At 72.9% G+C, this 13817-nt stretch carries 12 protein-coding genes and 1 tRNA gene; 10 read left to right on the top strand and 3 right to left on the bottom strand.

What is annotated here, in order from left to right; translation table 11 throughout:
* Positions 1-3 precede the first annotated feature (3 nt).
* Positions 4-729 (top strand): tyrosine-protein phosphatase, encoded by a 726-nt coding sequence (locus tag Cus16_RS12940; RefSeq protein ID WP_069713074.1) that lies wholly within the window; start codon positions 4-6, stop codon positions 727-729.
* Positions 730-816: 87 nt separating this feature from the next.
* Complete coding sequence (locus Cus16_RS12935) at positions 817-2214, top strand: amidohydrolase family protein (RefSeq protein WP_069713073.1); 1398 nt, start codon at positions 817-819, stop codon at positions 2212-2214.
* A 24-nt stretch (positions 2215-2238) separates the two neighbouring features.
* Here Cus16_RS12935 and Cus16_RS12930 read toward each other — a convergent pair whose 3' ends face one another.
* Complete coding sequence (locus Cus16_RS12930) at positions 2239-3165, bottom strand: PDR/VanB family oxidoreductase (protein ID WP_223246616.1); 927 nt, start codon at positions 3163-3165, stop codon at positions 2239-2241.
* A 23-nt stretch (positions 3166-3188) separates the two neighbouring features.
* Positions 3189-3824 carry a helix-turn-helix domain-containing protein gene (locus Cus16_RS12925; RefSeq protein WP_069713071.1) on the bottom strand — a complete coding sequence of 212 codons (636 nt, stop codon included), beginning with the start codon at positions 3822-3824 and terminating at the stop codon, positions 3189-3191.
* A 199-nt stretch (positions 3825-4023) separates the two neighbouring features.
* Here Cus16_RS12925 and Cus16_RS12920 point away from each other — a divergent pair, with 199 nt between their 5' ends.
* The 8 genes from Cus16_RS12920 (at position 4024) to Cus16_RS12885 (ending at position 13485) form a co-directional block, all read left to right on the top strand.
* Complete coding sequence (locus tag Cus16_RS12920; RefSeq protein ID WP_069713070.1) at positions 4024-5355, top strand: amidohydrolase family protein; 1332 nt, start codon at positions 4024-4026, stop codon at positions 5353-5355.
* A 36-nt stretch (positions 5356-5391) separates the two neighbouring features.
* Positions 5392-6159, top strand: coding sequence for an ABC transporter ATP-binding protein (locus Cus16_RS12915; RefSeq protein ID WP_069713069.1), 768 nt, complete (start codon positions 5392-5394; stop codon positions 6157-6159).
* Entirely contained in the window at positions 6159-7028 is an 870-nt protein-coding gene (locus Cus16_RS12910) for an ABC transporter permease (RefSeq protein ID WP_069713068.1), read from the top strand. Before Cus16_RS12915 ends, Cus16_RS12910 begins: the two co-directional genes overlap by 1 nt.
* Before the next feature lie 71 nt (positions 7029-7099).
* Positions 7100-8284: a nitrate ABC transporter substrate-binding protein gene (locus Cus16_RS12905; RefSeq protein ID WP_069713067.1), complete on the top strand. Its 1185-nt coding sequence runs from the start codon at positions 7100-7102 to the stop codon at positions 8282-8284.
* 91 nt (positions 8285-8375) lie between these two features.
* Positions 8376-9749, top strand: a complete 1374-nt coding sequence (locus Cus16_RS12900) for an FAD-binding oxidoreductase (RefSeq protein WP_069713066.1) — start codon at positions 8376-8378, stop codon at positions 9747-9749.
* Positions 9746-10594, top strand: a complete 849-nt coding sequence (locus tag Cus16_RS12895) for a creatininase family protein (RefSeq protein ID WP_083263959.1) — start codon at positions 9746-9748, stop codon at positions 10592-10594. Before Cus16_RS12900 ends, Cus16_RS12895 begins: the two co-directional genes overlap by 4 nt.
* The gene (locus Cus16_RS12890; RefSeq protein WP_069713065.1) at positions 10591-11202 is read left to right on the top strand and encodes a pyridoxamine 5'-phosphate oxidase family protein; all 612 of its coding nucleotides are present in this window, start codon (positions 10591-10593) and stop codon (positions 11200-11202) included. Before Cus16_RS12895 ends, Cus16_RS12890 begins: the two co-directional genes overlap by 4 nt.
* A gap of 177 nt (positions 11203-11379) precedes the next feature.
* The gene (locus Cus16_RS12885) at positions 11380-13485 is read left to right on the top strand and encodes an acyltransferase family protein (protein ID WP_083263958.1); all 2106 of its coding nucleotides are present in this window, start codon (positions 11380-11382) and stop codon (positions 13483-13485) included.
* Positions 13486-13654: 169 nt separating this feature from the next.
* Here the strand turns inward: Cus16_RS12885 and Cus16_RS12880 are convergent.
* Positions 13655-13727 (bottom strand) — tRNA-Arg (locus Cus16_RS12880).
* Positions 13728-13817 lie beyond the last annotated feature (90 nt).

Below are 13817 nucleotides of genomic sequence, written 5' to 3'. Positions count from 1 at the left end.
CGGATGCGGAACCTCGATTGGGACGGCTACCCGAACGCGCGTGACCTCGGCGGTCTCCCCACCCCCGACTCCTCGACCGGCGCCACGATCCTCGGCCGGGTGGCGCGGGGACCGCGACGGGAGCGACTCACCGAGGCCGGCTGGAGCCACGCGCGCGACTGGGGGCTCGCCACGGTCGTCGACCTCCGCTGCCCGGACGAGGTCGGTGTCCGCGACGGCGACCCGGACGTGCCGCCCGCAACCCGAGCGTCCGTGCCGGTGGTGCTCGCCCCGACCGAGGACCAGGACGATCCAGAGTTCCGCGCCGTGTGCTTCCCGATCCTCGACTCACCCGAGTACTGGCGGCACAACTGGCGGATCCTGCCCGACCTCGTGCTCGGTGCCCTCCGGGCCGTCGCGGACGCCCCGACCGGCGTGCTCGTGCACTGCAGCGCGGGACGAGACCGCACGGGCATGATCAGCGCGCTCCTCCTGGCGAACGCCGGGGTGGCGCCGGCGATCGTCGCCGAGGACCACGCCGCCTCGGTCCGCGCGATGGCGGGCACAGCGATCCACGCACCGACGCCCGACCGCCAGGCGTCGTGGCGCCCGGAGCAGGTGGAGGCGTGGATCGCTACCACGGGACCGATCGTCGCGGAGGTCGCCGCGGACGTCGACGGTGCGTTCACGACCATCGGCGTGGACGACGTGCTGCGCGACCGGCTGCGTGCCCTGCTGACCCAGGCCTGAGCACCAGGCGTTCCGACGGGTGCCGCGCGCACCACGGGGAAACCCGACGGTGACACCCGCGAAACACGGGCGCCCTAGGTTCGCCACATGTCACAGACCCTGATCCGCGCCGGCTGGGTGCTGACCGCCGCGCCCGACGACTCCGCCACCCCCGCCGCGATCCGCGACGGCGCCGTGCTGCTCGACGGGGACCGCATCGCCGCCGTGGGCACCTTCGCCGAGCTGTCGGCCGCGCACCCCGACGCTCCGGTCCGCGGCGGTGCGTACGACGTCGTGACGCCGGGGTTCGTCAACACGCACGGGCACTTCAGCGAGGGCCTCATCACGGGCATCGGTTCTCAGTACACGCTGTGGGAGTGGCTCACGGCGCTGATCGGCCGCGTCAACCCGGTGATGACCCGCGAGAAGGCCTACGCCGGGACGGTCCTGCAGGGCATCCAGCTGCTCCGGAGCGGTGTCACGACGGCGAACGACATGTTCTGCGCGGACCCGGTGCCGGACGAGCCGGCGACGCCGGGCGTCGTGCAGGCGCTCGAGGACCTCGGGCTCCGCGGTGTCGTGTCGTTCGGCTCGGGCGACGTCGACCGCGACTTCGGTGCGACGCCGATCCTCGAGGAGTTCGAGGCGCTGCGCGAGGCCGCGGACGCCAGCCGGTACAGCACGTTCCGCGTCGGGGTCTCGTCGATCGGCCGCTACACCGACGACACCTGGCAGGAGCACGTCGACTACGCGGTCGCGGGCGGCCACGGCGTGCACGTGCACTTCCACGAGGTGCGTGAGGAGGTCACCGCCGCGCGCCAGCGCACCGGCCGGACGGCCATCGGGCACGCCGAGGCCACGGGCATGTTCCAGGTGCCGGTCATCGCGGCGCACAGCGTCTGGGTCGACCGGGAGGACCGGGAGCGCTACGCCACGAACGGCGTCGGCGTCGCCCACAACCCGGTCGCCAACGGCATCCTGGCCAGTGGCATCGCCCCGGTCGCGGAGCTCCGCGCCCTCGGGATCCCGGTCGGCATCGGCGTGGACGGGCCGGCGTCGAACGACTCGCAGGACTTCCTGCAGGCGATGAAGACCGCTGCGCTCCTCGCCCGCGTCCGCGACCTGCAGGCCACCGCGATGAGCGCCCGCGAGACGTTCGAGATGGGCACGATCGGGGGCGCCCGTGCGCTGCGGATGGAGCACGAGATCGGCTCGCTCGAACCCGGCAAGCGCGCGGACCTCGTCGTGTTCGACGGCGACTCCCCCACCCTGGCGAACGTGCACGACCCCTACCAGGCGGTCGTCTTCGTCGCGGGCAGCCGCGAGGTCCGTGACGTCTGGGTGGACGGTGACCTCAGCGTCGCCGACTTCGACGTCACGAGGGTCGACGTCCGCGAGGCGGTTGCCCGGGCACGCCCGCTCGCCCGCCAGCTGGTCGCCGAGGCGGGCCTGGAGCGCCTGTCGGCGCTCACCGGCGGCGCACTCGACGACACCGAGCGTCCGTAGGAGACGCCGAGCGTCCCTAGGGCGTCAGAGTTCGAGCACCAGGCGCGGGCACCCGCGCCGGGCGCGCGACACGCAGACCATCATCGTGCGGTCGTCGGCCTGCTCCTCCGGGCTGAGCACGGTGTCGCGGTGCTCGACGGCGCCCTCGAGGACGGGCGTCTCGCAGGTCCCGCACGTGCCCTCGCGGCAGGAGGAGAGCACGAAGGCGCCGGCCTCCTCGGCGACCTCGAGCAGGGTGCGGTCGGCCGGGACCACCACCGTCACGCCGGTGACGGCGAGCTCGACCTCGAACGCCTCGCCGGGGGCGTCCACGTCGGCGGCGGGCTCGAACCGCTCGACCCGGACGCTGCCCGCCGGCCAGTGCGCGGCTGCCGACTCGACGGCGTCCATGAGCCCGCGCGGGCCGCAGCAGTAGACGACCGCGTCGCGCGGTTCGGCGAGGAGTCCGACGACGTTCAACCGGGGGTGCTCGTCCGCGGCCGCGACGACGACCCGCTCCGGGTGCGCCGCGACGAGGTCGTCGACGAAGGCCATCCGACTGCGGCTGCGTCCGGCGTAGTGGAGCTCCCACGGGGTCCCGGCACGCTCGGCCGCGTCGATCATCGCGCTGAGGGGCGTGATCCCGATGCCGCCGGCGACGAACACGGCCGGTCGGGTCGGGTCGAAGCCGAAGTGGTTGCGTGGCCCGGCGACCACGACCTCGTCGCCGACCGCGAGGTCGTCGTGCACGGCGACGGACCCCCCGCGGCCGTCCGACTCCCGGAGCACCGCGATGCGCCAGTGCCCCTCGGCCGTCGTCGTGACGAGCGAGTACTGGCGCTCGGTGCCCGGCGCCACCTCGAGGTCGACGTGCGCGCCCGGCTCCCACTCGGGAAGGGTCGACCCGTCGAGGGGTGCGAGGTCGAGCGCGACGACGTCGGTCGCGACGGTCCGACGTGCGGCGACGCGCACGCGGCGACGCTCCGGCACGGCGGTCACGAGGCCGCTCCGGCGTGCGGGGCCGCTCCGGCGTGCGGGGTCTCCTTGACCACGATCATGTGGAAGCGACCGCCGTCCGCGCTGCACCACCGGTGTCCGGTGCCGCCGCGGTAGTAGGCCGAGTCGCCCGGTCCCAGGCGGAGCGGCTCCTGTCCGCGGAGGTCGAGCAGGACGTCGCCGGTGAGCACGGTGAGGAACTCGTCCTCGCGGTGCTCGAAGTACTCGCCGAGGTCGGTGTTCTCACCCGTCCACTCGAGCGGCTCGAAGGCGTGCGGGCCGGCGTGCACGAGGAGCCGGGCCTCGCCGCTCGAGAACGGACCGCGCGCACCCTCGTCGGCGCGGAGCATCTCGGGTGCCCGCACGTCGTGGTCCGACCGTTCCGGCGCACCCGCGGCGAGCAGCTCGACCTGCGTGGTCCCGAGCGCAGCGGCGATCTTCTCGAGCGACACCATGCTCGCGCGGGAGTGCCCGCGCTCGACCTGGCTGAGGAACGGGTGCGACAGGCCGGTCTGCTCGGCGACCTGCACGAGGGTCAGCCGGGCGGCCCGGCGACGGGCGCGGATGTGCTCGCCGATCCGCTGGGTCTGGTCGTCGACGACGCGGTCGGTCTCGGTGGTGGTGCCGGTGCTCACGGCGCACTCCTCTCGGCCTGGACGGGTCCTCCGACGACCTCGCGGACGCCCGGGACGGAACGCTCGTTCCGGCCCCCCGGTCGGACCGGGACGGGTGTCACACACGGCAACCGCCTCGAAACGAGAGGGAAACACGGCCGCCCTAGCATCGGAGATGTTGATGCGATCAACATTGTCACACACGATCGAGAGGCTCCGGATGGACGCGACAGCACCCCGCACGATCGGGCTCCTGCGGTCCGCGCTGCTGCCGGACGGTCGCCTGGTCGACGTCACGATCGAGGACGGCACGGTCACGGCCGTCGCTCCGGCGGGCACCCTGTCGACACCGGCATCGACCCCGGCGGACGCGACGCTCGACCTCGAGGGGCGGCTGCTCCTCACCGCTCCGGCCGAGCCGCACGCACACCTCGACAAGGCCCTCAGCGCGGACGCCATCCGCCCGCCGCTCGGCGACCTCGGCGCCGCGATCGCCTCGTGGTCCGCACACGCCGCCACCATGACCGTCGAGGACATCGCCGACCGCGCCCGGACCGCCGCCCTCGCGCTCCTCGCCGCCGGCACCACCTCGGTCCGCAGCCACGTCGACGTGCTGAGCGGCCGTCGCTCCCCCGCGGACGCCCCCGCCTCCGTCGAGTCCGCGACCCGCGGTGCCCGCGCCGTCGTCCAGGTCCGCGACGAGCTCGCCGGGCTGATGGACGTCGAGCTCGTCGCCCTCGCCGGACCGCTCGCGCCCGACGCCCACGTCGAGGCCGTCCTCGACTGCGGCGTCGACCTGGTCGGCGGTGCCCCGCACCTCGCCGAGGACCCCCTCGCCGACGTCGACCGGCTGCTCGCCCTCGCCGAGCGGTACGGCGTCGGCGTCGACCTGCACACCGACGAGAGCCTCGACGGACCCGTCACCCTCGACCACTACGCCCGTGCCGTCAGCCGCCTGCGCCGTGACCGCGGTGACGCACGCCAGTACTCCGCCGGGCACTGCGTCCGCCTCGGCACCCTCGGCCCCGAACGCCTGGCCGAGGTCGTCGCCGACGTCGCCGCCGCGGACCTCGGCATCATCACGCTGCCGATCACGAACCTCTACCTGCAGGGCTGGCAGCACCCCGTGTCGACGCCCCGAGGGCTCACCGCGATCCGGGCGCTCACCGACGCCGGCGTGCGGGTCGCCGCCGGGGCGGACAACGTCCGCGACCCGTTCAACCCGGTGGGCCGGAGCGACGCCCTCGAGACCGCGAGCCTGCTCGTGTCGGCGGGCCACGTGACGCCGGACCAGGCGTACGCGATGGTGAGCGACACCGCGCGGAGCGTGATGGGCCTCCCGGCCGCCGGTCCCGTCCCCGGGCGGCGCGCCGACCTGCTCGCGATCGCCGCGACGAGCGTCACCGACGCCGTCGCGAACGCACCCGCCGACCGGATCGTCCTGTCCCGCGGACGACTCGTCGCCCGCACCGAGGTGCGGCGGAGCGTCGCCGCCCCTGAGCGGACGCGAGCCAGCGTCCCGCCCCGACCCCAGCCCGTCGCCGTTCCCTGACCGCGCACCACCCGTGCACGAGAACACGAGGTACCCGTGACCACCACCGCCCCACCGCCCGTCACCGCGACGGACACCCTGCTCGACTTCCGCGACGTCGAGATGACCTTCCCGAACGGGACCGTCGCCCTGCAGGGCGTCGACCTGACCGTCGACCGCGGGCAGTTCGTCTCGGTCGTCGGCCCCTCCGGCTGCGGCAAGTCGACCCTCCTCCGGATCGCCTCGGGCCTTGAGTCCGCGTCCCACGGCACCGCCGGGGTCGCCACCGACCGGATCGGCTACGTCTTCCAGGACGCCACCCTCCTGCCGTGGCGCTCGGTCCAGGGCAACGTCGAGCTGCTCGCCGAACTCGGGAAGGTGCCGAAGGCGGAGCGGGCGGCGAAGGCCGCGCACGCCATCGACCTGGTCGGCCTGGGCGGGTTCGAGGCGAACCTGCCGAAGCAGCTCTCCGGTGGCATGCGGATGCGCGTCTCGCTCGCCCGGTCCCTCACGCTCGACCCGGAGCTCTTCCTGTTCGACGAACCGTTCGGCGCGCTCGACGAGATCACCCGCGAACGACTCAACGACGAACTGCTCCGGCTGTTCGTCGAGCAGCAGTTCGCCGGGCTCTTCATCACGCACTCGGTTTCCGAGGCCGTGTACCTCTCCACCGAGGTCATCGTGATGTCCGGCCGCCCGGGCAGCATCGTCGGCCGCTTCGACGTGCCGTTCCCGATGCCGCGCGACCCCGACATCCGCTTCACCCCCGAGTTCGCCGAGCTGGTCGGCGAGGTCTCGCACGCGCTCCGGGAAGGACACCGCTGATGGTCACCCTGCAGGAGGTCGCCGAGACCCGCACCGTCCGCGCCGCCGCCCGTCGCACCACCGGCCGCTCGCGTCCGCGGGTCGCGTGGTGGCAGCCCCTCGTGGTCCTCGCCGTGCTCGTCGGCATCTGGTACGCCGCTGCCGCGTACTACGACCACGTCCGCGGCCTCGCCTTCCTGGTGCCGTACCCGCACCTGGTGGCGAAGGCGATCGTCGCCCCGACCATGCCGGACGGCTCCCCGTCGACCTTCGGCACCGACCTGTGGTCCGCGCTCGGCCGCACCACCGTGGTGTCGCTCGTGGGCCTGGCCTTCGCGATCGTGATCGGCGTCGTCTGGGCGATGGCCATGGCGCAGGCGAAGTGGCTCGAGCGCTCGCTCTACCCGTACGCGGTCGTGCTGCAGTGCGTGCCGATCCTCGCGCTCGTCCCGCTCATCGGCGCCCTGTTCGGCTACGAGTTCGCCAGCCGGGTCATCGTCACGGTGATGATCGCCCTGTTCCCGATGGTGTCGAACACCCTGTTCGGCCTGCAGTCCGCCGACCGGGCGCAGCGCGAGCTGTTCCGCCTGCAGCGGTCGAGCCGGTTCGCCCAGCTCGTCAAGCTGCAGTTCCCCGCGGCCCTGCCGTCGATCTTCGTCGGCCTGCGCACCTCGGCCGGGCTGAGCGTCATCGGCGCGATCGTCGGCGACCAGTTCTTCCAGCGCGGCAACCCCGGCCTCGGCGTGCTCATCCAGGTGACCGCCTCGCGCCTGATGGGCCCGGAGCTCTACGCGACGATCATCATCGCCTCGCTCTACGGCGTCGCCGTCTTCCTCGTGTTCGGACTGCTCGGCCGCCTGGCGGTCGGTCGGTGGCACGACTTCAGCTGAACCACTCCTCCCTTCCCACCCGACCCCTGTTCCCACAGCACCACGAGACCCGCACCACGAACGGAGCCTCCATGCGCACCACCACCCGACTCGGCGTCGCGACCGCCGCCCTCGCCGTGACCGCCATCGCCCTCACCGGATGCGCCGCCGGCTCGTCCGGGGACACCGCGAGCAGCGCCCCCGCCAAGGCGGCGTCCGGCCCCGCGATCGACCTGTCCGACGTCTGCCCCGCGACCGTCGTCGTGCAGACCGACTGGAACCCCGAGGGCGAGCACGGCCACCTGTACGAGATGCTCGGCCCGAACCCGTCCATCGACGCCTCGGGCAAGACCGTCACCGGCGACCTGTACGCCAACGGCAAGAGCACCGGCGTGAAGCTCGAGATCCGCGCCGGTGGCCCGGCCATCGGCTACACGAAGGTCGCGTCGCAGATGTACCAGGACAAGGACATCACGCTCGGCTACATGTCGACCGACGAGCAGGTCCAGTTCTCCGGGAACCTGCCGACCACGGCCGTCTTCGCCGAGAACGACTCGTCCCCGATGTCGATCATGTGGGACCCGAAGACCTACCCGGACGTCGACAGCATCGAGGACCTCGGCAAGGCGCTCGAGGAGAACGGTGGCGTCGTCCGCTACTTCAACGGTGCCGCGTACATGACGTACCTCGAGCAGTCCGGCATCCTGCCGAAGAAGGTCCTCGACGGCAGCTACGACGGCACCCCGGCGAAGTTCGTCTCCGCCGGCGGCAAGGACGCGCAGCAGGGCTTCGCCACCGCCGAGCCGTACATCTACCAGAACCAGGTCGCGGCCTGGGGCAAGAAGGTCGCGTACAAGCCGGTCTCGAGCACGGGCTGGAACCCGTACCCCGAGGCCATGTCGGTCCGCACCGGCGACCTGTCGAAGCTCGAGCCGTGCCTGCAGAAGCTCGTCCCCGTCATGCAGCAGGCCGACGTCGACTACCTGAAGGCCCCGGAGGCGACGAACGACCTCATCACGCAGCTCGTGCAGCAGTACAACAACGGCTGGACCTACGACTCGAAGGTCGGCGCGTTCGCCGCGTCGCAGATGGTGAAGCTCGGTCTCGCGAAGGACACCGACGGCTACATCGGCTCGATGGACGAGCAGCGCATGCAGGACTTCATCGACAAGGCGAAGCCCGTCTTCGCCGGGACCGGTGACGTCAAGAGCGACCTGAAGCCCTCGGACCTGTTCACGAACGAGTTCCTCGACAAGTCCATCGGTCTGGGCAACTGACCCGACCACCCACCGGACGGGAGGCGCGGGGCACGCCCGCCCCGCGCCTCCCGTCCGCTGTTGCAGCACCACCCACCCCACAGGAGTGAGCATGACCACCGTCACCCCCGCCTCCACCACCGGTCTCGAGGCGCTGCGCGCCGAGCTCGTCGACCTGCTCGGCGAGCGCGGCGTGAGCGCCGACGAGCGCACCCGCGCCCGCGCCTCCGTCGACGAGGCGACCATGAGCCCGATCCTCAGCGCGCAGCTACCGCTCGGCCTCGCCGACCTCGTCGCGTACCCGGCGTCCGCCGACGACGTGGCCGCGACCCTGCGCGCCGCCGTCCGGTACGGCGTTCCCGTCACCACCCGCGGCAAGGGGACCGGCAACTACGGCCAGGGCATCCCGCTGCACGGCGGCCTCGTCCTCGACACCTCCCGCGCCCGCGCCGTCGTCGAGGTCGGGGACGGCTGGATCACGGCCGAGGCCGGCGCCTCGATGGTCGCGATGGAGCAGGCCGCCGCGGCCACCGGGCAGCAGCTCTGGATGTACCCGTCCACCGCGCAGTCCACCATCGGCGGCTTCCTGTCCGGCGGCTCCGGCGGCACCGGGTCGATCGCACACGGCTCGAACTGGCAGGGGTTCGTCACCGCGCTCGACGTCGCGCTCCCCGGCTCGGACGGACTGCTGCACGTCGAGGGCGAGGAGGCGCAGCCCTTCGTGCACACCTACGGCACCGCCGGGGTCATCGCGCGTGCAACCGTCCGGCTCGAACCCCTGCAGGAGTGGCGCGCCGTGTACGCGGCGTTCCCGACCTTCGAGGACGCCCTCGTCGCCGTGCGGACGCTCCGCGGACTCGACCCGGTGCCGCGACTCGTCAGCGCCGACCGGCCGGCGATCGCCGCGACCCTGCCGTCGGACACCGCGATCCCGGACGACCGCGCCAGCCTGCGTGCGATCATCGACGACGTCGTCCTCGACGAGGCCCGCGCGCTCATCGAGCAGGCCGGTGGCGAGGTGTCCGACGTCCGCGAGGGGCTGCAGCAGACCACGAAGGTGTCGATGCTGTCGTACAACCACCCGATCTGGTGGCTCAAGCGGAACACCCCGGACACCGAGTGGTTCCACGTCGAGGTCGGGGGCGAGGCGCTCATCGACCGCATCGCCGAGGTCGAGGCCGTGTACCCGGGTGGGATGCTCCACATCGAGGCGGCGCACGTCGGGCCGATCGGCATGCTCACCGCGCCGTACACCGGCGCCGAGGACGTCTACGCCGGGTACCCGCTGCTCCGCGACCTGGGCGTCCGGGTGCACAGTCCGCACCAGTACTACGTCGACCACGGCGTCGAGGAGCTCGTCGCGCTCAAGCAGCGGACCGATCCCGACGGGCTGCTCAACCCCGGGCACGTGATCGACCCGGCGCTCGTCGTCAGCGGGGGCTCCACCGCCTCCGCGCAGCCCGTCGTGCCGGGGTTCGGCAAGTGAGCGGCGGGGCGCGCACCCGCCTGCTGGCCGAGCTGTCGGGTCCGGCGGTCGCCGCCGGGCTCGGCCCCGACTCGATCGTCGTGCAGCCGACCGGCGCCGTCGAGCACCACGGTCCGCACCTGCCGCTCGTCACCGACTTCCTGCTCGCCGACCACATCGGCGGCGCGGCCGTCGAACGCGCGGCGGCCGAGGGCCTCGACGTCTGGCAGCTGCCGACCCTCGCGTTCACGAAGTCCGACGAGCACAGCTGGGCACCGGGCACCGTGTGGCTCGACGAGTCGACGATGTTCGACACCGCCGTGCAGATCGGCCGGGCCGTCGCACTGATGGGTGCCGGATCGCTCGTCTTCGCGAACGGCCACGGCGGCAACGTCGCCCTGCTGCAGGTCGCCCTGCGGGAGATCCGGAAGCGCTACGGGCTGAAGACGTTCCTCATGCCGACGCTCGCCCGGACGCCCGGGCCCTCCGGCGAGGACGCCGACGAGCGCGGGCTCGGCATCCACGGTGGCGCGGCGGAGACGTCGATGATCCTGCACCTCCGCCCGGACCTCGTCGACATGACGAAGGCCGAGCGGTGGGTGCCGGACCACCTGGCCGAGTTCGAGAAGATCCGGTTCAACGGCGGGCCGGTGTCCTTCGGGTGGCTGTCGAACGACTTCGGCACCCCCGGGGTCGTCGGCGATGCGAGCCGGGCGACCGCCGCGTACGGGCAGGCGCTGTGGGACCGGTCGCTCGACGAGGCGGTGGCGTCCCTGCACGAGATCGCCCGGTTCGACCCGGCGGTCGCGAAGCCCGGCGCTGCCGGTGCCGCTCCGCTCGCGTCCGACGCGGTGGCGGTGTCGTGACCGTGCTGCCGGGGCAGGCAGCCGAGGACCCCGACGCCGCCGCCCCGGCCGACCCGCTCGTCCTCGCCGCGGCCTGGCTGCCCGGTGTCGACGCCGGGCCCGGTCCGACGATGACGCTCTCGACGGTCGGCCTCGACGGCTACCCGTCCGCCCGGACCGTGCTGCTCTCGCGCTTCGACGGGGAGCGCCTCCACTTCCACACGGACAGCCGCAGCCGGAAGGCCGCCGAGCTCGCCGCACTCCCCCGTGCGGCGGTCACGATGGTCTGGCCCGAGGCCGCCCGACAGCTCGTGGTGGTCGGGGACGTCGCACCCGTCACCGCCGACGAGGCCCGCGCCGCGTACGCCGCCCGCACCCGGTACCTGCAGGTGCTCGCGTGGGTGAACGACCACGAGGCCGCCGCCGACACCGCCTCGCGGCGTCGGGAGCTGTGGGCGGCCTTCGAGCGGGAGCGGCCGGAGCTCGAGCCGCCCAACACGTGGGCGGGCTACGCCCTGACCCCGGTGCGAATGGCGTTCTGGCGCGGGTCGACCGACGCCGCGAGCAACCGCGCGGCGTACGAGCGGCGCCCCGACGGCTCCTGGTCCCAGGAGTCCTGGCCCGGTTGACCAGCCGGTTGCGCGCCTGGCGCGCGCGTCGCCGGGCGTCGCCGCGCGTCGAACCACGTTCCCGACGTCGAACCAGGCGGACGGCGTGGTTCGACGTCGTGTTCGTGGTTCGACGCGCTCGCACGGCCGGCACGCCTCATCCGTGGTCGGGGCCGACCGTCTCCTACACTCGATCCGATGAGCACCGCACCGGGGGGAACGAGGGCGCCGGCGCACCGCGCACGGGACACGACCCGCTGGGACGTGCAGGGGCTCCGGGCGTTCGCCGTCCTCGCGGTCGTGCTCTACCACCTGTGGCCGGAGGTCCTGCGCGGCGGGTTCGTCGGCGTCGACGTGTTCTTCGTCATCTCCGGCTACCTCATCAGCGGACACCTGCTCCGCGAGCAGCTGGCCACCGGCGGCATCCGCCTCGGCCGGTTCTGGTCCCGACGCGCGAAGCGCCTGTTGCCCGGTGCGTTCCTGACGATCCTCGCCACCGGGGTCGCGGTGCTCGCCGTCGTGCCGAGCGCCCTCTGGGAGCAGTACGGCCGCGAACTCATCGCCTCGACGGTCTACGTGCAGAACTGGGAACTCGCCGCCAACTCGGTCGACTACCTGGCCTCGGACAACCGGGCCTCGCCGTTCCAGCACTTCTGGTCGTTGTCGGTCGAGGAGCAGTTCTACATCGCGCTGCCCCTCATGCTGGTCCTGCTCGCGCTCGCGGTGCGGAAGCGGCCCTCCCCCGCGACGACCGCTCGCATCCTGCTCGGTACCGTGGTCGTGCTCTCCCTCGTGTGGTCCGTCGTCCAGACGACCACGAACCCGGGGGTGGCGTACTTCTCCACCGCGACGCGCGCGTGGGAGTTCGCGATCGGTGGGTTCGTGGCCACGTTCCGGATGCCGGTCGCGCAGAGCACCGTGGGTCGCGCGGTCCGCTCCGGCGCCGCGGTCGCCGGTGCCCTCGCCCTCGTCGCCTCGCTCGTGGTCATCACCCCGGCGACACCGTTCCCCGGCATCGCGGCTGCCCTGCCCGTGGTGGGTGCGGCCCTGCTCGTGACGTTCGGCGCCCGGACGGTCCTCGAGTCGCTCGGCGCCCTGCGGCCGATCGCGTTCGTCGGCCGCATCTCGTACTCGCTGTACCTCTGGCACTGGCCGCTCGTCGTCATCGTGCCGATCGCCCTCGGCCGTCCGCTCGACTGGACGACCAAGCTCGCCGTCCTGGCACTGTCCCTGGTGCTCGCCGCCGCGACGACCATCTTGTTCGAGGAACCGCTGCGCTTCTCTGGTCGGGTCCGCGCGCTCCGCCCCCGCTGGGTCGCCGCGCTCGGTGTCGTGAGCACGCTCGTCGTCGTCGCCCTCGGTTCCTCGACGCTCGCCGCCGTGCACGTGCAGGAGGTGCGTGCGGCGCGCGTCGCGGAGCAGTCGGTGAAGGACGCCGCCTCGTGCTTCGGTGCCGCAGCGCTGATCAGCGCCCCGGAGCCGTGCGTCGACCCGCGCCTGGCCGACGTCCGCGTGCCGGCGCCGGCCGCCGCGAAGGACGACGACGCGAACCGGACCGCCTGCTGGAACGCCACCTTCACGGTCTGCGCCCTGGGGACGCAGTCGGGGTACACCGAGCGCCTCATCGTCATCGGCGACTCGCACAGCAACGCCCTCCTCGGTGCCTACGACGCGATCGGCCGCGAGAACGGCTGGCGCATCGACCTCGCCGGCACCGGCGGCTGCTACCTCACTACGGCCCAGCAGGACGCGTCGAACGACCAGGGCGTGCGCGACTGCAACCGTTGGAAGCAGCAGGCGATCCAGTACGTGCAGGAGCACCGCGACCAGGCCGACGCCCTCGTCGTCACCCACTCGGCGACGCAGCTGGCCGTCACCGCGGCGACGGACGCCGAGCGGGACGCGAGGACCGAGGCGGGCCTCGTGGACGCCTGGACCCAGGCGGCCGGGGACCAGCTGCCCGTCATCGCGATCCGCGACAACCCGGTCCCGCGCCGGGACGTCGTCCTCTGCGTCAGCCAGATGTCCGGTCGGACCGACACCTCGTGCGACCAGCCACGGTCGGAGGCGCTCGCCCGGACGGACTCGTCCGCCGAGGCCGTGCAGCAGTTCACGGCCGCCGGCGGTCGCGCCGAGCTCATCGACCTCACGCCGTACTACTGCACCCGGACGAGCTGTCCAGCGGTCATCGGCGGCGTGCTCGTCTACCGGGACACGAGCCACATCACCGCCACCTGGGCGACGTCGCTCACGCCGTACCTCGAGGAGGACCTGCAGCAGGCCCTCGCGTCCTTCGCCCGCTGACGCGCAGCCGGCGACGCCTCCCGTCCGCCCCACGCGACGCGGAACGGCCCGCGAACCATGACGACTCGGGAACGACGACGACTCGGGAACGACGAAGGCCCCGGGGAACGACGAGGGCCCGGGGGAACGACGAAGGCCCCGTCGCAGTGCGACGGGGCCTTCTCAGATGTGCGCTCGAAGGGACTCGAACCCCCAACCTTCTGATCCGTAGTCAGATGCTCTATCCATTGAGCTACGAGCGCATCCGGCCCTGGGGCCGATACCGGCCTTGCGGCCGTGGAAGACTCTACAACAGGTGCGGCACTGAACGCCAATCGAGCCGCTCCGGCCGA

It is taken from the genome of Curtobacterium sp. ER1/6 (assembly GCF_001742745.1).
Classification (GTDB): domain Bacteria; phylum Actinomycetota; class Actinomycetes; order Actinomycetales; family Microbacteriaceae; genus Curtobacterium; species Curtobacterium citri.
This window is presented reverse-complemented; position numbering and strand designations above follow the sequence as displayed.

What these genes read in the sequence shown, in the direction of transcription:
- Cus16_RS12900 (WP_069713066.1), top strand. Translation starts at nt 8,376, where the DNA reads ATGACCACCGTCACCCCCGCCTCCACCACCGGTCTCGAGGCGCTGCGC.
- Cus16_RS12905 (WP_069713067.1), top strand. Translation starts at nt 7,100, where the DNA reads ATGCGCACCACCACCCGACTCGGCGTCGCGACCGCCGCCCTCGCCGTG.
- Cus16_RS12935 (WP_069713073.1), top strand. Translation starts at nt 817, where the DNA reads ATGTCACAGACCCTGATCCGCGCCGGCTGGGTGCTGACCGCCGCGCCC.
- Cus16_RS12920 (WP_069713070.1), top strand. Translation starts at nt 4,024, where the DNA reads ATGGACGCGACAGCACCCCGCACGATCGGGCTCCTGCGGTCCGCGCTG.
- Cus16_RS12910 (WP_069713068.1), top strand. Translation starts at nt 6,159, where the DNA reads ATGGTCACCCTGCAGGAGGTCGCCGAGACCCGCACCGTCCGCGCCGCC.
- Cus16_RS12940 (WP_069713074.1), top strand. Translation starts at nt 4, where the DNA reads ATGCGGAACCTCGATTGGGACGGCTACCCGAACGCGCGTGACCTCGGC.
- Cus16_RS12885 (WP_083263958.1), top strand. Translation starts at nt 11,380, where the DNA reads ATGAGCACCGCACCGGGGGGAACGAGGGCGCCGGCGCACCGCGCACGG.